The organism is Flavobacterium pectinovorum, from assembly GCF_006438875.1.
Lineage (GTDB): Bacteria > Bacteroidota > Bacteroidia > Flavobacteriales > Flavobacteriaceae > Flavobacterium > Flavobacterium pectinovorum_A.
In genome coordinates, this window is sequence record NZ_RCZH01000004.1 from 59512 (window position 1) to 85685 (window position 26174).

Annotated in this window: 23 protein-coding genes; 17 read left to right on the top strand and 6 right to left on the bottom strand. The window is 33.2% G+C overall.

Annotation, left to right across the window (positions count from 1 at the left end; genetic code table 11):
- The first annotated feature begins 30 nt into the window (after nucleotides 1-30).
- From EAH81_RS06550 to EAH81_RS06600, 11 genes are all read left to right on the top strand, one after another.
- On the top strand, nucleotides 31-2475 hold the full coding sequence (locus EAH81_RS06550) for a fibronectin type III domain-containing protein (RefSeq protein ID WP_140505094.1): 2445 nt from the start codon (nucleotides 31-33) through the stop codon (nucleotides 2473-2475).
- 83 nt (nucleotides 2476-2558) lie between these two features.
- Nucleotides 2559-3023 carry a hypothetical protein gene (locus EAH81_RS06555; RefSeq protein ID WP_140505096.1) on the top strand — a complete coding sequence of 155 codons (465 nt, stop codon included), beginning with the start codon at nucleotides 2559-2561 and terminating at the stop codon, nucleotides 3021-3023.
- 17 nt (nucleotides 3024-3040) lie between these two features.
- Nucleotides 3041-3511, top strand: a complete 471-nt coding sequence (locus EAH81_RS06560; RefSeq protein WP_140505098.1) for a phage holin family protein — start codon at nucleotides 3041-3043, stop codon at nucleotides 3509-3511.
- A gap of 125 nt (nucleotides 3512-3636) precedes the next feature.
- Nucleotides 3637-4026 carry a hypothetical protein gene (locus tag EAH81_RS06565; protein ID WP_140505100.1) on the top strand — a complete coding sequence of 130 codons (390 nt, stop codon included), beginning with the start codon at nucleotides 3637-3639 and terminating at the stop codon, nucleotides 4024-4026.
- A gap of 117 nt (nucleotides 4027-4143) precedes the next feature.
- On the top strand, nucleotides 4144-6405 hold the full coding sequence (locus EAH81_RS06570) for a hypothetical protein (protein ID WP_140505102.1): 2262 nt from the start codon (nucleotides 4144-4146) through the stop codon (nucleotides 6403-6405).
- 17 nt (nucleotides 6406-6422) lie between these two features.
- Complete coding sequence (locus tag EAH81_RS06575) at nucleotides 6423-9092, top strand: GDSL-type esterase/lipase family protein (protein WP_140505104.1); 2670 nt, start codon at nucleotides 6423-6425, stop codon at nucleotides 9090-9092.
- Nucleotides 9089-9919 (top strand): hypothetical protein, encoded by an 831-nt coding sequence (locus tag EAH81_RS06580; protein WP_140505106.1) that lies wholly within the window; start codon nucleotides 9089-9091, stop codon nucleotides 9917-9919. The genes EAH81_RS06575 and EAH81_RS06580 overlap by 4 nt, the downstream gene beginning before the upstream one ends.
- Before the next feature lie 371 nt (nucleotides 9920-10290).
- Complete coding sequence (locus EAH81_RS06585) at nucleotides 10291-11535, top strand: hypothetical protein (protein ID WP_140505108.1); 1245 nt, start codon at nucleotides 10291-10293, stop codon at nucleotides 11533-11535.
- Between the two features lie 14 nt (nucleotides 11536-11549).
- Nucleotides 11550-12557, top strand: coding sequence for a hypothetical protein (locus EAH81_RS06590; protein WP_241676525.1), 1008 nt, complete (start codon nucleotides 11550-11552; stop codon nucleotides 12555-12557).
- 373 nt (nucleotides 12558-12930) lie between these two features.
- Nucleotides 12931-13809, top strand: a complete 879-nt coding sequence (locus EAH81_RS06595) for a helix-turn-helix domain-containing protein (RefSeq protein WP_140505112.1) — start codon at nucleotides 12931-12933, stop codon at nucleotides 13807-13809.
- Nucleotides 13810-13880: 71 nt separating this feature from the next.
- The gene (locus EAH81_RS06600) at nucleotides 13881-14708 is read left to right on the top strand and encodes an NmrA family transcriptional regulator (protein WP_140505114.1); all 828 of its coding nucleotides are present in this window, start codon (nucleotides 13881-13883) and stop codon (nucleotides 14706-14708) included.
- A gap of 448 nt (nucleotides 14709-15156) precedes the next feature.
- On the opposite strand, the gene EAH81_RS06605 is transcribed toward EAH81_RS06600, so the two are convergent.
- From EAH81_RS06605 to EAH81_RS06620, 4 genes are all read right to left on the bottom strand, one after another.
- Nucleotides 15157-16413, bottom strand: coding sequence for an MFS transporter (locus EAH81_RS06605; RefSeq protein WP_140505116.1), 1257 nt, complete (start codon nucleotides 16411-16413; stop codon nucleotides 15157-15159).
- 22 nt (nucleotides 16414-16435) lie between these two features.
- Entirely contained in the window at nucleotides 16436-16663 is a 228-nt protein-coding gene (locus EAH81_RS06610) for a hypothetical protein (RefSeq protein WP_140505118.1), read from the bottom strand.
- 6 nt (nucleotides 16664-16669) lie between these two features.
- On the bottom strand, nucleotides 16670-17266 hold the full coding sequence (locus EAH81_RS06615) for a TetR/AcrR family transcriptional regulator (protein WP_140505120.1): 597 nt from the start codon (nucleotides 17264-17266) through the stop codon (nucleotides 16670-16672).
- A 428-nt stretch (nucleotides 17267-17694) separates the two neighbouring features.
- Nucleotides 17695-19152: a glycosyltransferase gene (locus tag EAH81_RS06620; protein WP_140505122.1), complete on the bottom strand. Its 1458-nt coding sequence runs from the start codon at nucleotides 19150-19152 to the stop codon at nucleotides 17695-17697.
- Nucleotides 19153-19559: 407 nt separating this feature from the next.
- Between EAH81_RS06620 and EAH81_RS06625 the strand changes: the two genes are divergently transcribed.
- Nucleotides 19560-19892, top strand: coding sequence for a virulence RhuM family protein (locus EAH81_RS06625; protein ID WP_140505124.1), 333 nt, complete (start codon nucleotides 19560-19562; stop codon nucleotides 19890-19892).
- Nucleotides 19893-19927: 35 nt separating this feature from the next.
- Here EAH81_RS06625 and EAH81_RS06630 read toward each other — a convergent pair whose 3' ends face one another.
- On the bottom strand, nucleotides 19928-20356 hold the full coding sequence (locus EAH81_RS06630) for a helix-turn-helix domain-containing protein (RefSeq protein WP_140505127.1): 429 nt from the start codon (nucleotides 20354-20356) through the stop codon (nucleotides 19928-19930).
- 380 nt (nucleotides 20357-20736) lie between these two features.
- Here EAH81_RS06630 and EAH81_RS06635 point away from each other — a divergent pair, with 380 nt between their 5' ends.
- From EAH81_RS06635 to gwsS, 5 genes are all read left to right on the top strand, one after another.
- Nucleotides 20737-20994 carry a hypothetical protein gene (locus tag EAH81_RS06635; protein WP_140505129.1) on the top strand — a complete coding sequence of 86 codons (258 nt, stop codon included), beginning with the start codon at nucleotides 20737-20739 and terminating at the stop codon, nucleotides 20992-20994.
- A 127-nt stretch (nucleotides 20995-21121) separates the two neighbouring features.
- Nucleotides 21122-22873: a hypothetical protein gene (locus tag EAH81_RS06640; protein ID WP_140505132.1), complete on the top strand. Its 1752-nt coding sequence runs from the start codon at nucleotides 21122-21124 to the stop codon at nucleotides 22871-22873.
- Nucleotides 22874-22884: 11 nt separating this feature from the next.
- Complete coding sequence (locus tag EAH81_RS06645) at nucleotides 22885-23832, top strand: hypothetical protein (RefSeq protein WP_140505134.1); 948 nt, start codon at nucleotides 22885-22887, stop codon at nucleotides 23830-23832.
- On the top strand, nucleotides 23801-23968 hold the full coding sequence (locus EAH81_RS27375; protein ID WP_161595789.1) for a hypothetical protein: 168 nt from the start codon (nucleotides 23801-23803) through the stop codon (nucleotides 23966-23968). The genes EAH81_RS06645 and EAH81_RS27375 overlap by 32 nt, the downstream gene beginning before the upstream one ends.
- A gap of 1 nt (nucleotide 23969) precedes the next feature.
- The gene (gwsS, locus tag EAH81_RS06650; RefSeq protein ID WP_241676526.1) at nucleotides 23970-24899 is read left to right on the top strand and encodes a grasp-with-spasm system SPASM domain peptide maturase; all 930 of its coding nucleotides are present in this window, start codon (nucleotides 23970-23972) and stop codon (nucleotides 24897-24899) included.
- Between the two features lie 74 nt (nucleotides 24900-24973).
- Here gwsS and EAH81_RS06655 read toward each other — a convergent pair whose 3' ends face one another.
- The gene (locus EAH81_RS06655; RefSeq protein ID WP_140505137.1) at nucleotides 24974-26122 is read right to left on the bottom strand and encodes a YhcG family protein; all 1149 of its coding nucleotides are present in this window, start codon (nucleotides 26120-26122) and stop codon (nucleotides 24974-24976) included.
- Nucleotides 26123-26174: the final 52 nt, after the last annotated feature.

Genomic DNA, 26174 nt, shown 5'->3' on the forward strand with positions numbered 1-26174 from the left:
TAAAAACAACAGACATTTAAATCAATAAAAATGAAACAAGTAAATTTTAGTCATGCAGGAGGATTTCCTCTCGAGCAAGAAACTTTAGAAAGACTTCAAACCGCATATAGGTCAGAGTTATTCGAAGCCTTAAAAAGTCATTTAAGCATCGACCTTGGCAACGATTATATTCTGGCTTATGCAACAAACGAAAAAAAGGGCTGGGCAGTTATTCGTCAGGAAGATCCTGAAAATGAGACAGGAGTTTTATTTCCTATTAACATTGGAGATCGAACAAATTATTTAAAAACGACCAGAACAGAAACCAATTTAATCTACGGAACGGGAGAATCTCAAACAGCCTATTATGATTATGAGGCAGAATACAGCCCAGCAAAATATGATGATACTGTTATTGTTACTGAAAATGGTCAAGTCCAAACAATCAAATATTATGTTTTAAAAGATTTTGAAACTGTTACAGACATTCATACAATTGATACAATTCTGGCAGCAATTCAATCTAACATTGATGCAATCGAAGTCAATATCAATGTAATTGAAGGAAATATTAATGCCATTGAAGCAAACATTGATGTAATTGAAGGTGATGTTACTGCAATTAAAGGAGATATTACTGGAATTAAATCAAACATCAATGCTATCGAAACAAACATTGATGCAATTGAAGGCGATGTTACTCAAATAAATGGTTATTTAGCAAAAGCTTTGGTTGACACCAGTATTCCAGGAACTACAAATCTTACTCTAAATTATCAGTCTAATTGGACAAACACTCATGTAGGTGGAAAAATATATTTAGACAATACCAATACAAGTGCTGAAGATTTTAGTACTGCTACAACCTCTTCAGATTCTTTATTAATAACTGATAGTGCTAATCAAGTACTTAAAAGCAACAACTTACTCGACTCATTACTTAAACGAATTACTGCTTTAGAAACACAAAACACATCTGCAATTCCTATTGGTATGGTTGCTATTTGGGGGAAAACCGAGCCAATTCCTAATGGTTGGGAAGAATATGTGCCGCTGAAAGGAAGAATGCCTGTTGGACTTAATATTCTAACTTCTGAAGAAAAAAGTGATGCACAAGACGGAGACGGAGGTAATGGTATTAGCTACTATAAAGATTATTATGGTTCGATAATATATCCATTTGAAACGTTGGGGAATGCTGGAGGCCGAATGGGTAAAAAATTGCTTATCGAAGAACTTCCTCCACACAGCCATAGTTATGATAGAGCTGTGCCAGTGCGAGGTTACGATTTTCAAGACAGAACACCTCCTTTTGGTGGTTACGAGTCAGCTGATACATCAATAGTGGGAGAAGGTAAATCTTTCCCAATTCTAAACCCTTACAGAGTAGTTCAATTTATTGTATATACAGGAATTTTACGTGAGACAACACCACCAACAAAACCAACCTTATCGTTTTCAAACGTTGGTAATTCGACTTTACGTTTAAACTGGACAGCTGCAAGCGACGAATCTGGTGTAACAAAATATCTAGTTTATAAAAATGGTAATTATTTAGGAGAAACAGCAGGGAATGTCGTTACTTATTATGTAAGTTCTTTAACCGCCGGAACACAATATAATTTCTATGTGATTGCGCGAGATGCCGCAGGAAATCTATCACCACGCAGTGATAATGGAGACGTAACAACAACATCCATAATCGCTCCAACAATACCTCAAAATATACAAGCTAACTCAGAAGGTCAAGGTCAAATACTTGTGGAATGGGAACCTTCGACTGATGATAATGGTAGTGTCCAATACGAATTATATCGAAAAACGGCTGGCGGAACTTACATTGCATTTATGATGAATCCTGATTCTTTTTATTTAGACTCGGGTTTATCCCCAAACACAACCTATTATTATAAGGTACAAGCTTTAGATGCTCAACTAAATCCATCTGGCTTTAATGGTGAAGCTCATGCAACTACAGATCCGGCAACAGGTGGCGGTGGTGGAGGCGGATGTTTTGATGTAGAATCTTTAGTGACAATGGCATCAGGACAATCTAAAAAATTAAAGAATATCGAAATTGGCGACAAACTTCAAGGATTTTCTTTCCCGAATGAAATCGATGAATCTGATGGAGATTACATGGTTTGGAACGGAAAACTAAATGAAGCTGCAAAAGCAGAAGTAACTGTAGTAGGCAAAAAAGCAAGTTTACAACCTAATTATTTCGAAATTAAAACAGCAGAAACGACTATTAAAGCCACAGGACAACATCCGCTATTGGTATCTGAAGATGGTGAGAACGTAAAATGGGTTTGTACAAAAAATGTTGTACAAAGCATGTTATTAATTGACAAAACAGGAAAAACAAAAGCTATCGAATCAATCGTCTTTAAAGAAGAACCATTGGAAGTAATACTTCTGGATGTTGAAGATGTAGATAATTATGTTATTTCCGGAATTGTTGCTCATAACAATAAACAACCAATAGAACCATAAATTACAATCTTTAATAATCTTTTGGGGTTTTATGCCCCAAAAGATTATTTATTCTAAAATCATTAATCATAAAAAGACTATACATGAAAATTGTGAAATTTATTTTTACAGCTTTAGCATTGCTGTGGCTTTCAATTACAATCTTGGCAATGATACCCTTAACTATTTTACTTCTACCAACTCTATTTATTTCGAAAAAACATTACACAGAATGGACCCTTTTTTTGTTTGCATTGATTTGTTCTTTAGGCATCTACCCTATTTGCTTTGTATATGCCGTTACAAAATGGAAAGGCTTTTTAAGCTATCTGAGAAAACTTAGTCTAGGTATTGACATTGGTGGAAATATCGTAGTCGGAGCGCTATTAAATGACAATTTTATTATCGCTTCATCTACCAATCAATTTGGAGTTATTCGGGAAACCATCAGCGACAATTTAGGCGAAAATGAAAGAGACAATACACTATCGGTTTTCGGAAAAAGATTTACCAATTTGCTTGGAGTAATTGATTTTGATCACGCCAAAAAATCTATTGTAGAAGACTAAAAAAAACAGAAAAACCTATGATGCATAAAATCTCAGAATATTCAAATGAACTAAAATTATTGCTTTATGGAGTCTTTGTGTACTTAGAAATGGATATCGAAATTGTCAAAGTGCTGTTTTACCTAATGGTAATGGATACTTTTCTGGGTATAATCAAAACCATAGTGCTAAATAATGCTTTTAGCTTTAAAAAATTAGCCTTAGGATTTGTATCTAAGTTAGCCGTATTACTAATACCAACAGCTTTGGCGCTAATGAGTAAAGGACTTAATTACAACTTTAACTGGTTTGTAACCATAGTTATGGATTTACTTATTGTGAGCGACGGAATTTCAATAATAAGCAATATAATCGCCATAAAAACAAAAAAAGAAGTCGAAAATTTCGACGCAATGACATTGATTCTTAAGTCGATCAGAGAACGTTTGATACAATTATTCAAACGTCTGCTGATCACAATTGATCCAAAATATAACATCGAGAAATAAACAAATACCACATCTCAAAATACGATCTGCAACAATTCGCGCAAATATTAAAATAAATAAAAAACTACTTTCTTTTTTCCTCTAAATCTAAATTTAGGCCTTTAAACTAACCAACCAATTTGAAAGTGGAAACTAAAAATGCACCGTACCAATTAGACCGAATATTTAAAATCAGAAGAATAAAAAACACAATAGATTTAAGCGATTCCTTTTCTATTGTGAATAAAAAAGAATCCGTGGCAAACTTTGACGCCGAAATTTACAAAGTAACCTTTAGCACAATAATACAACAAAAAATAAAAAACTTTGATCTGTTCTTATCCGGCAATGAATTAATCGACGACCAGGAAATCGAGAACTTAAAAGAATCCTTGGGCATCGTCATTGCCGGAGACGGATCACTATTTGAAATCCTCGATTACAAAACAGATTTCACCATACAATTCGATCAGGAAAACAGTTCTTTTCTTGAATCTGATGAGGTGAGAAATGGTTTGATCGTTTTTAGGAAATAAAATAACACAGAAGGACAAAAAATCCTAATGAGAAAGTAATCGTTAATCTTATTGAAAGTAAATTTTCAATTGAACATGAATTATTAAAATAAATATTAACTACAAAAAACATAAAAAATGAGTGAATACTCAATTGGAAAAAAAATACTTCTTAGAGATGTTGAAGAGATTTCAATATCCGAAGAAAAAGTACTGGTAAGAGGTGCGGATCAAATCATTAAAGAAGTTGATAAAAATTCTTTTGGTGGTAGTTCGGCTATTTCTGTGACTAAATTTGAATTGGATAATTTGATCCGCAATAATGCTTTAATCCCTGGATCTTATTATATAGTAAGCGGAGTTCATCCGGCATTATACGATGATGGAACTTCGAATGGAACAACTATTTATATTAGGGCAGCAACAAATAACAAACTAGAAAAAAATGGTCATGGAGAATTTTGGAATCCTAGATATGATCAAAGTGTAGATGGTTTTGGAATATATGGAACAAAACTAGCAGAAACTGCTACATTTGAACGTTCAAATATATTTGCAACTGGTGTCCCTACGTACGGAAGTACAAATAGTTTACATGCGAATAGTTCAGGAGTTTTATTTGCATCCGGAAATGACGGAAGAATTGCGCGTATAGAAACTAATGGAACTGTTTCCATATTAGTTTCAGGATTAACTCCTCAATATACCGGGTTACCATTTGTCATTAAAAATGACGATTGTTTGTATGCCATTCCTGCAATACCAAATAAACCTTTCAAAATTTTAAAAATTGATTCTAATGGTAATGTTTCAGATTTTTGCACTCTTTCTTTATCATCTGCTAATATGTTTAAAGATAGAGACGAGAATATATTGATATGGAGCTATCATGATAATGTAATTAAATCTGTTGATAATTTTGGTAATGAGCAACATTTTGCCAATGTCGTAAACCCAGTTGATGTTAGACAAAATAACAATGGGGATATTGTAGTTTTAAAAGGCGATGGTACTGTTGTACAACTAGATTCAACTGGTACAGAAACACTTATTTGTACGTTTCCATATCTTGCTCGAAATTTATATATAGATGGTTTAGATAATATCTTTGCTACAGCTACAGAAGGTGATGTGACACAAAACTCTATAAAACATGTATATCGTTTTCTTAATGGAGGCAGTTCTGTTGAACAAATCTGGTCTGGAACTAAATTTCCGTGGTTCTTAGCAGGAGATTCTCAAAATGTATTATATATCTCTACACATTATACTGATTCTATTATAAAAATAACATTAGATCTCGAAATATCTGTTATTGATAGAACTGACGAAGGAAATACCTGGAATACAATACATTTGGATAAAGACAATAATTTATATATCCATTGCGAAAATAGTATGATACTTCGTTATCTCTCTGCAAAAACACTATATGATAAAATTCTGGTCCCCCAAGTCTCTTACATTGTTCAGCCTTTTGATATCGGCGAGACTATTACAGCTAATAATGGAGCAAAAGGCAAATTAGTCACAAATTATAATGATACCAATATATCACCAGTAAAATTCGAAATTATATCAGGAAATTGGATTAGTGCCACAGGAATACAAGGTGATAATAGTGGAGCTCTGGCAAGCATTAAAAATGTTACTTTGGCTCCAGCCTATCAATCAGGTGACCAAGCTATATGGGGAGGTTATCAATGGCTTAACTCAACAGGTAATACCGGTTATTATTATAATGATTTTCAACTAAATGAAGATTGGAGTAAATTACAGTACAATGACGATAATTACAATCAAAGTTTAGATGTAATTGAGTACGATTATGAAAATGATTGGATCTCTCGACGATATGAAGTTGAATCAGGAAGTGATGTTGTATATTCTAAAATTGACAATACTGATATGGGATATTATTCAGCTATTTCATCTTTTCAATTTGGAAATAAATTTTCTGATAGCTACTACAAAGGACTTTTGAATATAGAAGTTAATCATGCATATTTTAATAATGTGAATTTCATAGGGGAACATTTAAAGTATATTACTTTAAATCAAAATTCCTCAATATCAAGCACAACTTGGGCCTTGGATTGTTATATTCAATCTTTAAGTATGAATCAGAAGTCATTTATGGGAAATTCAATTTTTGCAGAAAACTCATATATAGTGAATGTTGAATTAAAATTAGGTTCCAATATAAATTCAATAAATATTCCAAAATATTCTGGTTTAGAATTATTAGTTATAGAAACATATGCTTCAATAGTGCAGGTTGGAATGTTAATATTTAACAATAACATATCCAAAATCATATACAACAGACCTGACGGTACTCCTAAGATTCGTTACTACGATAACGACGATAATTTAGTTATAAATGATATTACTGATTAATTAAAAAACACAAGAAAATGACTAAGAAAAAATACGGAGTAAGAACAGTAAATGGCAATCAACCTGATCCGGAAACAGGAAATGTTAATGTATCAAGCGGAGGTTCACAAGACTTAGAACAAACATTGGCTAATGGAAATACAGTAGGTGAAGGATACAATATTCAATTGCATGGATCGAATAATACATCTAGCATTCAAAATGATGGGATTTTCTTTTTTGATTATGGTACTGGAAACAGTAGTATAGTGAACGCTAAATATTATAAATCAGAATTAACTCAAGATGTTTCAGGTACTCTGTACAATACTCGTAATTTTAGTAAATATAATGGGAATGAATTGGTTTATAGAGAATTCAACACATCTGATCCTGCATTATCTTATACCTTAAATATTACGTTAGCCAAAAACGGGTTGCCTTTAGGTAATAATAATGTCAATATTGAATGGCCTGTGCTTCCTGACGGAAATTATACTGTGGCTACTAAAGATCAACTAGTAGCTCATACTCTTCAAGAAACTGTCACAGCAGGAAATACGATTACAAACGGAACCACAATTGTAAATAGATATGGAGAAAATGATAAGGTCGAAATCGGATTTAGTTCTCTTCAGGTTCATGGAGAAAATGATCGATTAGTCCAATTGGATGCAAGGGCATTATTATTTCAAAAAGGAGGGCAAAGAGCCGTTATATATGGTGAAGGGGGTAATGGAACTTACTTTCTGCAAACAAAAGATAATGGTAATTATGATTTAGCTACAACTAAAGATTTTCAAATTCTAGTAGAAAATTGCAGAGTTATACGAGATACCTCTATTGAAATTGATAATACTACTACAGGAGAAACTACTGATTTTAATCCTAGTGGAATATTATCTACAACATCAGACGGTAAATACCTACAACACAAAGTAGCTGGTATTTATTCAGGTGATTTTAATACCGGAATAGGAAACAATCTAAGATTCAATAATAGGACGGCCTCTGGATTTGCAAATTATGATTTCCCAGAAAATAAACCTGCGGGTACGTATAAAATTGCTACTACTGATGATTTGCTAGATGCCACTGATTCGACAAAAGGATTAGTCAGCTTAAATGGTGATTTAGGCGGTACAGCAGATGCGCCAACAGTTCCGGCATTATCAGGTAAACAAGCTACATTAGTGTCGGGTACTAATATTAAAACTATTAACGGAACCTCATTATTAGGTTCGGGAAATTTATCAGTAGGCAATTCTCTGAAATCATTTTCAATATTTGATGATAATTTTGAAGATGGAACGGCATCATTAACATTAAGCGATGGTTGGTCTGTTGGTAGTGATGGAATTGCAATTTCTAGTAGTGGAGGTTGGGGAAATTCGGCTTTATTAAATAAATATACTACTATTGATCAAGTATCGTCACGAGCATTAGTTCAAATAATAAACACCGCATCTGTTTTTTCTTTAATTAGAAAACCAACAACTTTAAATCAATTTGGCACAGTCGCTCAAGTAGATTGTTCAACATCAATGTTAAAAATATATGCATCGTGGGATGGTTCCACAACTATTCCCACTGTCGCAAAAAGCATTAGTATTCCTTTTTCAATTGTAGCGAACCGAAAATATTTGTTAGAATTGAAGAAAAACAAGGCTTTTACAACATTTACATTTACTGATACAACCAACCTAAACAATACAATTTCCTTAACGTATAATCAAGAAACTGAAACAATTTCAGGTATTGGTCGCCAATGGGGTGCTCCGGGAGTAATGTTTAACTCAGGAAATATTAAACTTAAAAGGTTTACTTATTCAAGTGAATTTCCAAACGCTCCGAAAGTTCTTGTAACTGGTCACTCATTTGTTGAAGGTTATGCACTGTATGCTGAAGGTGATTCCGGTAAGACATATTCAAACTTACTGTTTAATTCATTAAATGGTGATGTTGCTATTGCAGGAAGAGGTGGTGAAGATATATCAACAATTAATACTCGAAATGATATTGATTTCTTCTCACCCACATATCATTTAGTAGACATAGGCTCTAACGATACTGTGTATGCGACGTGGTTAGCTGGAATTCAAACATACATTAGCAAAATACAAGCATCTGGTGCAATTCCTGTATTAGCAACTATAGTTCCAAGATCAGATCGCCAAACATTTATTAATCAAGCTAATGATTGGATAAGGTTAGGCGCTTATAACTATGTTGATTTTGCAAAAGCAGTGACAGTTAGTAATGATGGTCTTACACAAGATGTTTCCTTGTTTTGGACTGATTCTGTGCATCCAAATATTGCAGGAAATGCGAAGATGTTTCAACAATTAAAAATTGATGCACCTTACTTGTGGGATGGCTATACAAAGCCTCAGATAGCAGTTGTTAATTTAGATATTACCGAAGTTAGTAAAATTGCTAGTTTTACAGTTTCCTTAACTGATTCGGGTAAGTTATATGTAATTAACTCTTCTAGTGCCGTTGTTGTTACTTTTCCAACTGGAATAACAGCGGGTAAATGGTGGGAATTTATAAGTATTGGTACTGGTGCGGTTTCATTTGTTGCAGGATCAAACGCAACGTTGATTTCACCGGATAATAGGTTAAAGTTAAGAGCGCAATATTCACAAGCTAGGATCTTGGCTAGAGCATTAAATCAAGGAGCTTTGGGAGGAGATATAATATTATGATTGGCTTTTATTCAATTTACCCTAACGTTATAGATTACTTATCTACAACGTATGCAAATCCAGTTGGTATTGCTTATGATGTTACTGGAAATAGAATTGCAATTGTTGAATTTAAAACAAAAGTTACTTTTATAGATGCAACAACATTTAAAGTGTTAAATACTATACTTGCATCCAATTTAGATCTCTTTATTGCTTCTATAGGTTTTGATTCTGTAAATAATAGATTTTTTGTTGGTTCAGATAATGTTAATGGAAAAGTACATATAATATCAGGAATTAATTATTCAATAACTTTAAATGCTATCTACGTACCAACAGAGTCCGTTTATAGAGATTTCCGTTTTGATCACTCGACTGACAGAATGTTTATCTCTTGTTATGGAGCTGTAAGCCAACCTATTTCTAAAATATCAGTACATAAAATCTCTGATTTAACTTTAATTACATCTTTTAATGCAGATAAAGCAGCAGGAATTGAAATAGATACAACTGCTCGAAAGTTGTATGTTGCAGGGCATACCAGTGCTAATATCAAAGTTTACGATCTAGATACTTATTCTTTATTGAATACAATTACAGGCAGTGGAGATTTTACTCTATCATTAGTGTATGGAATAACTCAAGATCCTTCCAATTCTGACTATCTGATTATTCAAGATTACAATCTAAACAAATTATGTTTACTACAAAAATCAACAAACACAATTATAAAGCAGATAAAAGGATTTACAACCGCCAGGCTTTCAGTTTTTGTCAATGACAAAATTTATGTTACTCTAGGTACTACCACCAACAGAGTTGCAGTAATAAAAAGATTTTACTAAAAATAAGAATAAAAAAAGCTCTCAAGTTGAGAGCTTTTTTTATTATAGATCTGGCAGAATAACAAAGCAATTGAATCTTTTCAATCGTTTTGATTATCAATAAAGTTTATTAGAATACTCAAACACTTAATTTCTAATCAAACCTAAAACATTTTTAATCAAATTTAAAAGTCCCTATTCGAACTCCTTTTTACCTTCGTTTTAATAACAATTTAAAGAAAAACGAACAATTTCAATGTAACAAAAATCTAAAAAAAGCTACTTATACAACAAATTAAAATAGCAATTTTCTGTCAATATTATTGTTTTTAATAATGATATTGATAGTTTTGCGTTTTAGAATTAAACCCAAATTTAACCTACAAAACCTTATGAGAAAACCCATTTCTTATTTTTTGTCTTGTGCACTTTTCGCGGGAGTCCTAGTTGGATGCAGCGACGATTCAAAAGATGAAAATTACAATCCTACGTATTTGTCGAGTATCGACGCAACAAATTTACCCGCAGGCAATAAGCCTATGACCATGTTTGAAGATGGTGAAAGTTCTTCGAGAATGTACGACAACAAAGACCGTTGGTTTCGAGTTAATCAGCCAATGCAAGTCATTCAAAAAGGAAAAGATTCTGTACAAATTTCCCTTTATTCACCAGTTGGACTTACAGATGTAAAAGTCTATGCAAAATTACCTAACTATGACAAACGATTTGTAGTTCTGGAATTTACAAAAGTTCCGGCTTTTCATCGTTCGTTTCACCAACTTCCTTTAGTAGATGGAAAACATGATTACAAATTAGAAGATGGTAAAACCGTTACCATTGACAAAATCAACGGATTTTCTTCTGGTGCAATCCAGTTTTCGGTAGAATCGAGTGATCCTTTATTCGAAAAATTCAAAAAGATAAAATCAAACAGATTAGTACAATTCAGCACGCAGTACCACCTTAATAATCCTGCTGATGATCCTAATAAATTTTCACCAATGAATCCTGTTTTGGCCAAAGAAGCCATTACAATGATTATCAATTATTCGTACGCAATCAGTCATCCTTTGTATTATGATACGTTCATGAATTTTGACCGTTTCAAAAAAGAGCAGGCAACAACAGCCGGAACTGCTACCGTTAATGGTGCCTTAAACTGGCACGGAAATGCGGACGATGATGCTGCAAACGGTGTTTATGATTATCTGACCAAAGCTCAAATTGAAACTACTTATAATACGTACATCGATAACCGAACTTTGAATATGGCAATGGTTGGAGGAGGTTCGGCCTGGGGCGGTGGCGCATTAGCTTCGCAATGGGAATCCGGTTATGTAACCGGACACTGGAAAGGCGAAATGTCTGTTTGGTCACACGAATATTCTCACCATAGTGGATACAGCCACAGCAGTAATTTGGCTAATAGTGGCGAAGGCGGCGGTCAGCAGGAAATGTTAACCGAGTTTTATAAATATCTGATTTATTTAAATGATCTTCCTTTTCTTGATCCGGATGTATTAAAAACGTATACAAAAACGGCTTATTTAACAGGTACTTACAAAAAACCTATATTTACTATTAATCCTAAAAATTCATTTTTAGTAAAATATAAAGGAGAAGGAAAATGGAAATAAATCGCAAAACTATCATGAACAAAATACCTTTTTTTATAGCGTTACTTTGCCTTTTTACCAATTGCAGCAAAGATGACAACCAAGGAGATGATTCGCCGCAATACAGTTATTATTACCCAACAGAAGAAACTTCTATTACTGCCGCTAAAATTGGAACCGGAACCGGAACATTAGACCCAAAAGGAATTACAATTGCAAACAACAAATTGTACGTTTGTAATGGTGATGTTCTGGAAATTTTTGACGCACTGACATTAGCGCATCTCAAAACAATCACAGCTTATACAAAAGGAACAACTACAATTCCGTTTACCAAACTTTCTTCGGTTAGTGTTGATAGCGGACGTATTTATATCGGAAGCGTTGATTCAAGACTTTTTGTAATGGACGAAGCTACAAATGCCGGAATTAATACGGTTGGAAACGGTCAATGGTGGAATACTTTTGTACACGTTTTTGGAGTTATCGTCAAAGACGGATTAGTATTTGTAAAAGAAAAAAATACTACTATTAAGGTTTTTGAAACGACACAAATCACTGAAACCAGCAATTGGGATCTAAAACCAATTGCGCTGTTAAATACCTTAAACGGTTACGATCAGGTTTATTCTTTGGATGTTGAAGACGGAAATTTAGTCGTTGCAGGAAGAGATGCTAAAAGTTATTTGTATTACAAAATTGCCGCTATTAAAGCCAATGCTGCAGCTTCACTTACAGAACCTTTAAAACCAACAAATACTACTTTTGAGGCTAAACCTATTGCATTGCACTTTAGCAAAGATTGGGCAATTACATCCGAAACCGTTGGAAGTTTAAACTATTTGCGTCTGTATCCTAAAGCAGAATTTCTAGACAAAAAATACAATGCAAGAGTGAATGTTTCTGATATTATGGGACAAAATCCTTTTGGAACTATTGTTAGTACAGCGCAACTTAATGATCGCCTTTTCTTGTCTGATAATACAAATCAAAAAATAAGAATTATTAAACTTAATCAATCCACAATTACAGAACATAAATAGACTTTATTCTATAATTTTCAATACTCAAAAGGGAATAGTTTCATAGCTATTCCCTTTTTATTTTAAAGTAATTTAAGAAACTTATCTTTATGAAAATTAGACAATTGTAAATGCCGAATTAAAAATAAATGGTAACTTTTCATGCTTTTTTAAGACAAATATATTTGTATTATACGATCACTAAAAGTTCTACTTAACACGCGGAACCATAGATTTTATGTGTAAAAAAGCAAACAAAAAGAAACATATTTCTTTCGCATAGCGCTCTATGTGCATTTAAATAAGTAAAACGCCTTTTTTTGAGCGCATAGGATCTATGTATCTATGTGTTTAAATTAATATAGCCAATGCAGTTCCAAATATCAAAAAAACAATGACAACAGATATCATAGAATTAAACAACTTTATTGTTTTAATCGAACAATCTAATACTTCTAAAACTTTTGTTCAGAAGTGTGAAATTGAAGGCGATGCAGTTGGTTTTGCTTTTTATGGTTCGGGAAATGTCGAGTTAGAAATCAAGCATAACAATCAAACCAAATATCTAACGAATACAACCGGTTTGGCGATTTGTTTTTTTGGAAATCAAAAAGTAGAATTCGCACATAAAATAGAACCCCACAAACCCTTGCAATCCATCAGTATTTTTACAAAACCTGAAAAACTGCATTATTTGCCTCAGGCCGAAAAAGAAATCTTCGAAAATCACCTTCCGGAATTACTAAACCCGAAAGAACATTTTGTAGAAGGTCCGTCTTTTTATATGACGCTTGATATGCAATTGGCAGTCCAAAAAATCTTCAATACCACCTATACCGGCAATACCAGATTATTGTTTCTAAAAAGTCAGATCAATGAACTCCTCGCCCATTTCTTTGCACTTTTAGCAACAGGAACAAAAATTGACTTTTCAGAAATAGACAAAAACAAACTGTATAAAGCCAAAGAAATTGTAACCAATAGTTATTCAAAACCACCTTCGATTACGCAATTATCGCAAATGGTAGGTTTGAATAGTAATAAACTAAAGAAGAATTTCAAAGAACTTTTTGGCATTCCTGTTTTTAAATATGTTCAGGAAGAACGACTTCATAAAGCGTATGAATTACTCCGCGAAAGCGAAAAAACGGTACAGGAATCGGCTTGGGAAGTGGGTTATGAAAGTTTAAGTTCATTTTCGAATGCCTTTCATAAAAAATTCGGAATGCGTCCAAATGAAGTTCGGCAACAATTCCTTTCAAACAAATCTTAATTCTTTTCAGACAAATGATTCTTTTTTAATGGCTGCAACTTTGTGTCAGTAATCAATTAAAAACTATCATCATGAAAAACACCAAAATTTTAGTCTTGGGTTCCAACGGAAAAACAGGACGTAGAGTAGTCGAAAGATTAGAACAAGTAGAGAATATCGAAATTCGTTTGGGTTCCCGAAAGGAGAAAATTCCATTTGATTGGGAAAAACCGGAAACCTGGGAAGCAGTTCTTCAGGATATAGATTCGGTTTATATTACTTTTCAACCTGATTTAGCAATTCCCTCCGCAGAAGATTCAATTGAAAATTTCACCAATCTTGCCACAAAATTAGGGGTTCAAAAAATGGTTTTACTTTCCGGAAGAGGCGAAAAAGAAGCGCAAATTTGTGAGGAAATCGTAAAGCAAAATGCCAAAAACTGGACGATTGTTCAGGCAAGCTGGTTCAATCAAAACTTTAGCGAAAGCTTCTTTTTAGATCCAATTTTAGCCGGAATCGTAGCTTTGCCAAGAGCAGAAGCATTGGAGCCTTTTACAGATGCTAATGATATTGCCGATGTTGTTACGGCGGCGCTTCTCGAAGATAAACACAACGAACAAACGTATGAATTAACAGGTCCAAGATTATTAACTTTCAAACAAGTCATAAAAGAAATTGCTGAGGTTACTGGCCGAAACATCACTTTTCAGCCTTTAACTTTACAAGAATACAACCAAATGCTACAAGAATACCAAGTTCCGGAAGATCACATTTGGCTAATAAATTACCTCTTCGAACAAGTCTTAGACGGCAGAAATTCAACTATAACATTCGACATCGAAAAAGTTTTGGGCAGGAAAGCAAAAGATTTTTCCGCTTTCGCGAAAGAAACAGCCCAAACCGGAATCTGGAATTCTTGAAAAAATTAGCCGCGAGGGCACTAAGACACAAAGTTTATTTTGTTTGAGGTTTTAGTATTTCACACAAAATAACCACAATATTTGTCATTGCGATTTCTATGATAAAATCAAAACTTTATTTGTTTCAGCTGACTAGAATCCATTGCTACAACAAAAATTCATTCCGCTGGATTTTTTAGGCAGTTCCACAGGAACAAAATATATTGTAGGGATGGATTTTAATCCATCATTCGCAATCAAAACCCAATCTTGTCCTTGCGAGTAACGAAGCAACCACACTAATAATTAAAATAAAACTTGATTTAGCAAATGAGATTGCTTCGTTCCTCGCAAAGACAAGATTACAAATAAAAATCCGCGTAAATCCGTTCAATCTGTACAATCGATGGGCCATAAAAAAAGCTTGTCCACAACAGACAAGCTTTTAATTCTTAAAAGAAATATTAGATTATATCGTTACTTCTTTCGCTTCAGTATCTTTCGATTTCACCAATTGATTTACTCTCCAGATCAAAAACACAGTACAAAGTGTAATTACCGCAATTACATATCCTAGTATATCATAGTTCTCTATCGGAGACGTTTTTGTTTTTTGATGCACAATAAATCCGGCACAAACCGCTGCGATTCCACCAGCAATTTGCTGCAGAGAAGACGAAATCGACATATAAGCGCCACGATCTTCCAATCCAGGAATAGCTGTATTAAGCGTAGTTGCAGGAATCATACGACTCATAATTCCCATGAACAAAATCATATTGATCACTACAATTTCCCATAGTGGAATTGGATTTAAATTCGTATAAATTAAAATCATAATGATAGAAAGTATAGAACCCGCTGCAAACAATTTGAACTTGCTTATTTTATCACTTAACTTTCCGACCAAAGGCATTATAAAAAGAACCGAAAGTCCTGTAAAGAAAAATACCATAGGCAATTCGAGTTGGCTAATATGGATATTATTGACTAAAAAAGCACTTCCAAAAGGCTGTAACATAAAACCTCCAACCGAAAGGAAAGCAATAGAAGCAAAACCAACCTGATATCGTTTATTGCTCAAAGTATGCCAAAGATGTAAAAACGGACTTTTGTCTGATTGTACTTCTAAATGTTTGATGATTGGCTCCATTTGCGTAATAATCCCAATCAGAATTAAGACTCCTAAAACGGTAATCATGATAAATGCTGAATGCCAACCCCAGTTATTAGCAAAATACAATCCAACCGGAATTCCTAAAATCTGACTGGTGGCAAAAGCCATTTGTATGAAACCCATAACGCGTCCTCTTTGGTGAATTACGAATAAATCCGTTACAATCGCCAAAGAAACGGAGCCAATTACGCCGCCAAATAGTCCGGTAACGATTCTTGCCATCAACAACATCGTATAACTTGTTGAAAGTGCACAGAAAACAGTACCAATGATGAATCCGGTATAGAAGAAGATTAAAAGTTTTTTTCGGTCAAATTTATCAGCAAAACCCGCCGCCATTAATCCCGAAATTCCGGCACTAAAAGCATATGCAGAAACCGCAAAACCAAAGTTTGCAGTTGTCATATTCATGGTTTTCATTAAGATATCTCCCAGCGGAGAAATAACCATAAAATCAAGGATAACAGTAAATTGTAAAAGCGCTAATATCGCAATAATGATTTTTTGGCGTGAAGTAAATGCGGGGCTGTCCCCAATAGTTTTTTCCATATAAATTGGTTATTTTTTTTGATTAAGATAATTCCTGGCATTCGTGACCAAACTCATTGATCATATCGATAATGGCATCAGGTTTTAATACATCCGAAACGACACGAAGCACGCAATCAACATCTTCATGATCGATGCTCCATTGTTGTATATCCGAATGATTATCCAGTGTTTTATGCATCTCGCAGTCTGGATTTCTTTGTTTAATATTCGTTTTAAAAACGTGTATGGTATTCAAATTTGCTTCCATAATTTTTCATGGTTTTAAAGCTTTAATTGTACCGGTAAAAGCTTCTTTCATAATTTCCTTGGTAAGTTTAAAGGGTCTTCCTCCCATACTCTTACCCTCAGTATGCATGTTCAACAATGTGTATAACGGTCCGTAAGCGACAGACCAAAAAGCCTCAAATGTCATCGGAATTAGTTCGTTATTACGAAGTCCGTTATCCATAAACTCATTCATAATCTTTCTAAAATCTGCAAACTCTTTAATAGAATCCAGAATAGTTTCTGAATGAGGCGAATGTTTTATGATCTCAAAAAATGCAACTTCTTTCGGATACTTCATGGTAAAGTTGGCGCGGTTTTCCCACTGTTTCCATAAACCTTCCTCAAATGACATTTCGGACGAAAAATCTTTTACTGTACCGGTAAAAAACTTCAGCGCAATAATGGCACCTATTTTTTGGATCAAATCATCTTTGTCTTTGTAATAAATATAGAGCGTGCCAACAGAAATCGAACAAGCTTTCGCCAACTTGTTCATACTGAAACCCTGGAATCCGTCCCGTACAATTTGATCAATTGCCATTTCGATTACCAATTTTTCTTTGTCTACATCTCTTACTCTCATACTGATTATTTTTGACAAAGATAAAATAATAAATGAATGAACATTCTTTTATTTATTATTTTTTTTATTGAATAATAACATTGACAAATCCGACAGATTTAGAAATAAAGTTTTAAATAATCTTGATATGAAAAACTTAGCCAATGGATTAAACCGTTGGTTAAACAATATATTACGATTCGTTTTCCATGGTTGAAACCACGGGCTAAGTGAAATATAATACAGCTAATTATGAAAATGATTGCACTAGCCCCGATAGAAGTGGAAATCCTTTTGTGCCGGGGTTCGGCACAAAAGATTGTAACGCATAGCGGGATTAGCTCCTAAAAAAAACAAAATTGTTTTACTCCATAAAAAAACTCCTGCTCGAAAGAACAGGAGTTGCAAAAAAAACAAATCAAATTTCTATTTTTTTAATTACAATTATCTTAGACTAAACCTCTTGTCAGCCAGCCTCTTTTATTGGCGGTAACAATGGCGTAGGGTGTGATCCAGAACAAACTGAAGGTGTAAAAAACGCTATAAGAATACGCCCAAAGCGAATCTGCAAGATTGTATCTCTTAGCATAAAACAACACTGGAAAACTCGATACAATTAAGATCCCCAATAATGTAGAACTCAAAAATAATAAGGGATGCATGGCGATAAAAACAAACATAAAAATCATAAACGGATACGCCATAACAATTTTCAATGATTGGTTCAGCCACAAAAGTCTGGCACCAAATTTAGATCCTTCTCTAAAATCTGTAAAAACATATTTCGCCATAGCAATATTCTCACGTACATTACTTCTACTCCATCTGATAAACATTTTGTACAATCCCGTATATTCTTCCGGAACGTTCGTAAGCACATAAGCATTTCTCTGAAACAATACATGTTGTCCTTGTTTCAAAATCATATTCGTCATCGCACGATCTTCGCCAATATCAGACGGTTGTCCCATAAAAGTCTGGTTGATCCATTCATCCAGGCAAGCAAAAACTGAAGTTTTACGATATGCTGCTGCCGCTCCCGGAGTACAAAGAACAGAACCTAATTTACTTTCTGCCGAACGCATAAATTCAAAACTCATTACGAAACTCACATTAAGCATTTTTGGCAAAATTGCTTTTTTACTGTTCAATACATGAACATTTCCTGCAACTGCACCACATTTTTCATCCACCACAAACGGACTTACTAAATTACGTAAAGTATCTTTTTTCACGATCGAATCACTATCAACCGTTACAAAAATCTCTCCCATTCCCAATTCAAAACCACGGTGAAGAGCGTGACGTTTTCCTGCATTTTCAGGTTGTTGAAAAATTGTCAAACGATCTCCCAATTTTATTTTGGCTTGTTGCATCCAGTACCAGGTATCATCTTTACTACCGTCATCAACGGCTAAAATTTCTAATTTATGAGCGGGAAAATCACTTTCTGCCAAACTCAATAAAGTATCCCAAACCAGTTTTCCCTCGTTATACGCAGGAACAATTACCGTAACGGTTGGCAACATTTCATCCGAAACAGATTCGATTGGTTTGTATTTAATAAACAAGTATAAATTATACAGAAAAACTCCCGTCTGAAAGAAAAACAGCAAACCTGCTACCACCAAAAACGGAAATCCCCAGTTAGAGTTCATTCTATCAAGCTGAAACTGATCAAAGTCTGATTGTAAATAATATACGGAGTACGCCCCCACAAACAGTAAGACAAAGGTACTTACGAGTACAAATAAGCCAAACTTACTTTTGGTGCGCTCACTTACTTTTTTTGTTGCTACATTGTCATTACTAATACGAAAAATGGAACTATTTAAGGCATGTCCAGCGTTATCGCTATTGGTATTTGAAGTATAAAATTGTTCTGAAGTTAAGGTTTCACTTTTCATATGACACTACTTTTGATTGCTATGTATGGGCTTTTATTTAAAATTGCTTTCCTTCCGATTTCATTTTTTTAATTTTCGGAAAGGAATTCACATATTCCCATTTTGCAAGCCACGTGCCATAATCACTTTTTACTGGATTCTAGCGATTTAGCTTTTTTGAGTAGTTTTTGAGTGTGTAATTATTATACGTTTTGGTATACAGGATACAGATTTTATTGGGGTTTGGGAGGTTTTTGAGTTGAGGTTTTAGGAGCTATTTCCTGCTGTCCTTCCAATCTTTTGTGCCGAACTCCGGCACAAAAGGATTTTCCCTCCCATCAGGGCTAGGGCTTTTAGGGTTCACTAGGCTTTTTTGAATAAAATGAACTATCGAAAATTGAACTAATTTTATTGACTAACAGATTAATATGAACACGGGAGAAATACTTATATATCAAAATCAGAAAGGCAATATTAAAATCGATGTGCGACTTGAAGAAAAAACAGTTTGGCTAACTCAAGACCAAATGGCACAATTATTTGGAAAAGCCAAATCTACTATTAATGAACATATTAAAAATATTTTTGAAGAAGGAGAACTTCAGGAAAGCTTGTGTATGCACAAATTCGGAAATTCCGAATTTGTGCAAAAAGCGCCTAATTTTTACAATCTTGATGTCATAATTTCTGTAGGTTACAGAGTAAAATTGCATCGAGGAACGCAATTTCGTATTTGGGCAACCCTGCGATTAAAAGGATAAATTGTAATTATCATAAAAAGAACAAAACAAAAACCCTATTTCCCTTTCAATAATTTTTCTAAATATTCAACTTTTTCTTTTTCTCCCTGAACCAAACGCTCATAAAGTTTTTTATTTTCTTCATAAGCTTCAATCAATTTATCTAAAGGATTGAATGTGGGTTGAAAATTCACAGAACTTGAAATCAATGTTGAGCTATCACTACTTGTGTTATGATAAGTATTTGAAATTATATTAAAAACAGATTCATCACTATAATTTTTTATTGCTTCAACAGAAACACCTAATACTTCAGCTATTGCTTTAAGTTTTTCTTCATCAATACTTTCGCTCGCTTCAATATTAGATATAGATTGTTGACTTATACCAATTGCCTCGGCCAAAGTCTCTTGCTTCATATCACGTAACTCTCTGATTCGGCTAATATTTCTGCCTATATGTTTTGGTTTTGTTGCTGTACTCATACTTCAAAGATATTTAAAATTCTTTTAAAAAATAGATTTTGGTAGAAAACAAGTGCCATTTGTAAGATACAATCATTTATTGGTTCGATACACTGTTTCGTTAAATGTACTTGCCAGATAATAAACAAAATAGAAACTATGAAAGCACTTGAAAATAAAAACACTGAAAGTTTAGAACAAGTAATCTCCAGATAGTGGAAAAAAATTTATTTTAACATTATTATTTTTAAGAAAAATATTATAATACAAAAATAACACTTATACTTGTGGTAATCAAAATCTTACTTTTATTTTCATTAAAGCAAAGTGCACGTTGCAGAAAATTAAATTGATGTTGGTTATTTTAAGATAACTATTTATTAATTAAAAAACTAAAAATTATGAATTTAGAAAGTTTAAAATTAGACAAGTTTAAAGACTGTACTTTAAAAAAAGAACAATTGTTTATGCTAAATGGAGGTGGTATTAAATCGGATCCAGGAACCGTTTGTGGTCTACATGCGGGTAAGCTGCAGAAATATGACTATGGCTATGATATTGAAAGAGGAGGACATCTAACATTTCATGACAGATTTAACGTCCGTCAATGTGACCCTATTCTTAAACTAACAGAAGAAGATCGTCTTCCTTTGCGATAAGTTATTTTCTCTTAATAAAATAATTGTCACAATTGAACGAGTCTGAATCCTTAAAATAAATTCAGACTCGTTTTTACACAACCAAAATAGGCTTCCATTCCTTGTTTAATTTACTAAACTTATTATTTTGAGAAAAACTTATATAATAACGCTAATTATTCTAATAAACATTGCTTTTATCAATGTGTCATCGGGACAGAGCCAACCAAAACTTATAACTTATAATCAAAAGAATTTTGAAAAAAACAAAGTCTTTGATGAAGTATATAATTTATGGAATGGAAAAATGTATTGGCTTCCCAAATCAAATGACAGTACATCTTATTTTGTAGATGACAGGAATTATAAAGGGACTATTAACTATGGAGTAACATTTCGAAGCAAGACATATAAAAACTTTACTTTTGTAGAACATTTGTCTATGTGTTTTTTGAAAGTAGAGATCAGTAAATGTACTTATAACCCAAAAGATAACAGTATAGACATAGAAGGTTTTGTGAGTGGGAATGATGATTGGGGCTCAAACATACTATTTAAAACAAAAAAAACAAAAAACTACATTGACATTTTTATCGGAGAAAAAACAGATACTTTAAAGGCTCGTTATCTGGGTAAGATTGTTAATAAAGATAGTGTAGAAGTAAAACTGAAAAACAAAGAAATAGATCAGGCTTCTACAATTCTGGACACATTTCCTGCTTTTTATTTTAAGAATTATTCTCACTACAAAACAATTCTAGGAACAAGACTGCCCTTTAAAATAAGTGGAAAAGTCACAAAAAACACTTTGCTTGCATTTGGCTCATCCTCAAGCTATTCTGAGATTTTTGATTTAGGTTCTATGATTTATGACCCGAAAAAAAATCAACAAAAAAAAATAATACCCAAAACAGAAATTAATTGTAGACCTCTGATTACTGCTAACGACCTAATAGCAGATATTGAAAAAGAAAAAGCACAAAAACAAGAAATCACTTATTATACTTATACACAAAAAGCTGAGAATTATATTCTAAGCAGACAATATGCCAAAGCTAAAGAAGAATATAATTTGCTGAGCCAAAATTATCCCACTTTGTATGCAAGAGATATTCATAACGCTGTTCGTTGTGCTATTTTGTCCAGAGATATCAAAACTGCTTTTGTATGGAGCGAAAAACTGGCCTTAAAAGGGATTGAATTGCCGTATTTTAATGCTAAAATTTTTAACGGTTTTCGAAAAAATCCGGAATGGAAAAATTTTAGTCTAAAATACGATTCGATCTGCAAAAAAGTTCAGAGTAAATGGAATTTAAATCTAAAAAAAGAATTAACAGATCTACAAAACGAAGACCAAGCTGAGTATGGATTGGAAAACCGAAAAAGTCCAAAAATATTATATGAAACAACCGAAACAGTTACCGGTAAATTTATCGATTTATTAAAAAAAGAAGGGTACCCATCCGAAGAAAAAATAGGCTCCCTTGTAAAAAGGGATACCGCATTGATCCCTTTTCCTCATTTTAATATTTTAATTATTCATGCCCTGCAACAAAAGCCTGATAATTTGCCTGCTCTAACCGAAATACTCGATAAAAGCATTGCTTCTTTTGAATATGACAGTAAACGAAGTGGTAATAATGGCAATGAATTTGGATCTTGCTTTCGTATCTATAAAGGCAACTTGTATAACTTGAAATCCTGCGGAACAAGAAGTGATGTTGAGATTAGAAAAATAAGTTTCAAATTCAATAATCCTAATAGCTTTATTATGGATTATGGCAATTTTTTAGTTGAAGGTTACAACCCTAAAAACCCAAAAATAGCAGATGACTATTATGAAGAAAACTGCAATTTAATCATGAAACTTACGGATGACTGGGAGTTTTATGACAAATAAAAAAATAGGTTATGATTTTGATATATAGCAAAGACGTCGATGATTTTGTGAATAATGTTATGGATTGTCTAGACGAAGATTTTGTAAGGATCGGCGAATCTGATAAAGTCAGTATTGAAGCAATGGATTTTAGCAATGAAAAAAGTTCTTATGTATTAAAAACCGGTTATTTAGAAAATATAGAATTAGAAAAAATTCAAAGTATCTGGTTCAATGGCGGCTGTATTAATTCTGGAGGAAGTGATTATGAGAATAAATGTTATGAAGTTCTCAACGATGCTTTTATGCTGCAAAAATCAATTAAAAAAATCGGAAAAAGAATTGCTGATTTCGAAACGAACCGTCTTGATATCATGCTGGAAGCAAAAGAACAGGGATTGAAAATTCCGCATACTTTAATAACCGGCAGTAAAGAAAAATTGCTGGCATTCTATGATATTTTTGCTAACAAAAACGGAATTGTTTCTAAAAGGATATTGGATACACTCTATTATCAGGATGATGATTATTTGTATAATTTTAATTTAACTTTTCTAATAACTCCAGAAATCCTTCAGAAAACATCTACTGAATTTGCTATTTCATTTTTTCAGGAAAGAATAATAGCCGATTTTGAAATTAGGGTGATTTATATCGATGGTAATTTTTATTCAATCGCTATTCACATTTTTGACGATACAATTGATTATAGAACAAAGTTTATTGAAATGGATAATATAAGAATTGTCCCTTTTAAATTGCCCATAAACATTGAAGAAAAACTCGATAAGGTTTTTAAAAAATTCCATCTCAATTATGGTTCGGCAGATCTTATGTATTGTAATGGTGATTATTATTTTCTTGAAATAAACCCAACAGGACAAGTAAGCTTCATGAACAACACCTGCAATTATTATCTGGAAAATAAACTAGCTGAAATCTTAAAAAATGGAAAACAAAAAACCAATCAATATTTTTAATGGTTTAAAATCTAAAGTAGATAAACAACCACAAAATCAAACAAAACCAAAAAGTAATCTGATTGCAATTAGATTTTATCAAAATTCTAAAAATATCTCAAAACCATTTGTCAAACCAATTTCTAAAATAATCTGATTTGAAACAATCTAACTTTATTCTTTTTGCCGACTGTATTCCCGTTAAAGGAATTAACAGAAGTATTATTTGTGATACCAAGAATAACAATTTCTATTTCATTCCCAATGGATTATATGATATTTTAGAACCGTACAATGGCAAAACCATTGGAGCTATAAAAAATGATTTTGAATATCAATACGATGAAATGATGCATGATTTTAAGGCTTTAATACCTCAATTCGAATCCTTAAAATGTTCTTATATTCAGTTGAGGTTTTATAAAGAAATAAGTCTTGATTATATAAAAAGTATTGTTGAATTATTAAAAAAAGAAAAGTCCAGAATTGTTTCGATTGATTTTATAATTCCCTATCATGAGAAATTTAAATTGGAAGAATTAAATATACTATTATCAGAAAACAGCAGGATACATTCGATCATAATTTTTAATTCGCCTTATGACAAAAGTTTTGAACCTTTAAGACAACAGATGGGTTATATAATGCTCACAGCAAGAAACATTATTAACGAAAAAAATTGCGGAATAATAAAAGATGAATATTTCTATTCAAACATCAAACTTTTCAGTGAATCCCTTCACCACAACACTTGCCTAAACAGAAAGATATCTATTGACAAAGATGGCTATATAAAAAACTGTCCGTCGATGTCTGCAAGTTTCGGCAATGTAAAAGATACTACTTTAGAAGAAGTTTTAGATCAACCTCTCTTCAAAAAATATTGGAATATCACCAAAGATAAAATAGCAGGTTGTAAGGATTGCGAGTTTAGACACATTTGTACAGATTGCCGTGCCTATATCGAAGAACCAGAAAACTTATTCTCAAAACCTTTAAAATGCGGTTACAATCCATACACAAATGAATGGTTAAAATGGAGTACAAACCCTTTAAAACAAAAAGGAATTGAATTTTACGGAATCTAAACATCCCCCAATCATCCGTAATTTCTCCCAACCATTCTACATCGCTTGGTTTGTAAGTTTTGTGTCTTTGCAGACTAGTTTTCATTTTCAGGAGTATTGTTAGGTTCAAAAAATTCTTTTTCAATGTCTTCAATACTAGGTAAACTCGATTTAAGGTCGTCTGGCAATAATTGTGTGAGTTCATATTCAGAAACTCCAATGGGTTTGTTTAGGTCCCGCAAGGCATATTCGGCAAAAATTTTGTCTTTGCCTTTGCATAGTATCAAACCTATAGTAGGCTTGTCGGTTTCGTGTTTTAATAAATCATCAACTGCCGAGCAATAAAAATTCATTTTACCTGCATACTCGGGCATAAAATCACCTTTTTTCAAATCTATAACAATAAAGCAACGCATTTTGAGATGGTAAAATAGTAGGTCTAGCTGAAAATCTTTGTCACTGATTTCTAGTTTGTATTGTCGGCCTACAAAGGCAAAACCAGCACCTAATTCGAGTAGAAATTTTTCAACGTGTTTTACGAGTTCCAACTCCAGTTCTCTTTCAGAAAACTCGGTTGCGAGTGTAATAAAATCAAAAATATAAGGATCTTTAAAGGTTTGCTTTGCCCAAAGTGAATGAGAATTGGTAAGCGTATTGTCGAAATTATGAACCAATGCACCTTGCCGTTCGTGAACTTTACTTTTTATTTGTGCTAGCAAAGTATCTCGGCTCCAACCTTCTTTCAAGATTTGTTGCATATACCAATAGCGTATGGGCAAATCTTTTATTTTTTGAATTAATATGATGTGATGTGCCCAGCCAATTTTTGTAATTAGTTGTTGATTAATAACCTCTAATTGCGCAACGGGTAATTTCGTAATTGCATCATTTTCTAATTCGGCAACGGACAGTTGCAAAATTGTGTTCGTTTCTAATTCGGCAACGGGTAGTTGCCAAATTGAGAAATTAGAATATTCAGTATAAAAAGAAACCATCGTTCTTATATTCCTTTCGGAAAATCCCTTCACTTCAGCCAGTTCGTTTTTTAAATCGATAGCCAATTTGGGGATAACGCCTTTTCCCCAGCCTTTTTGTCGCTGCTGGTTATAAATCATTCTACCAATGTCCCAATAGGTGACCAACATTTCGGCATTGGCTGCAAGATTGACTTTTAATTGTCCTTGACGGACCCTATTTTTAATGTCGGTTAGTAAACCTTTGTATATCTCTATTTCGGCACTCATTTCTGTACAATTTATAATATTGAATAACCCTACTTAATTGTCGTGACAGTAC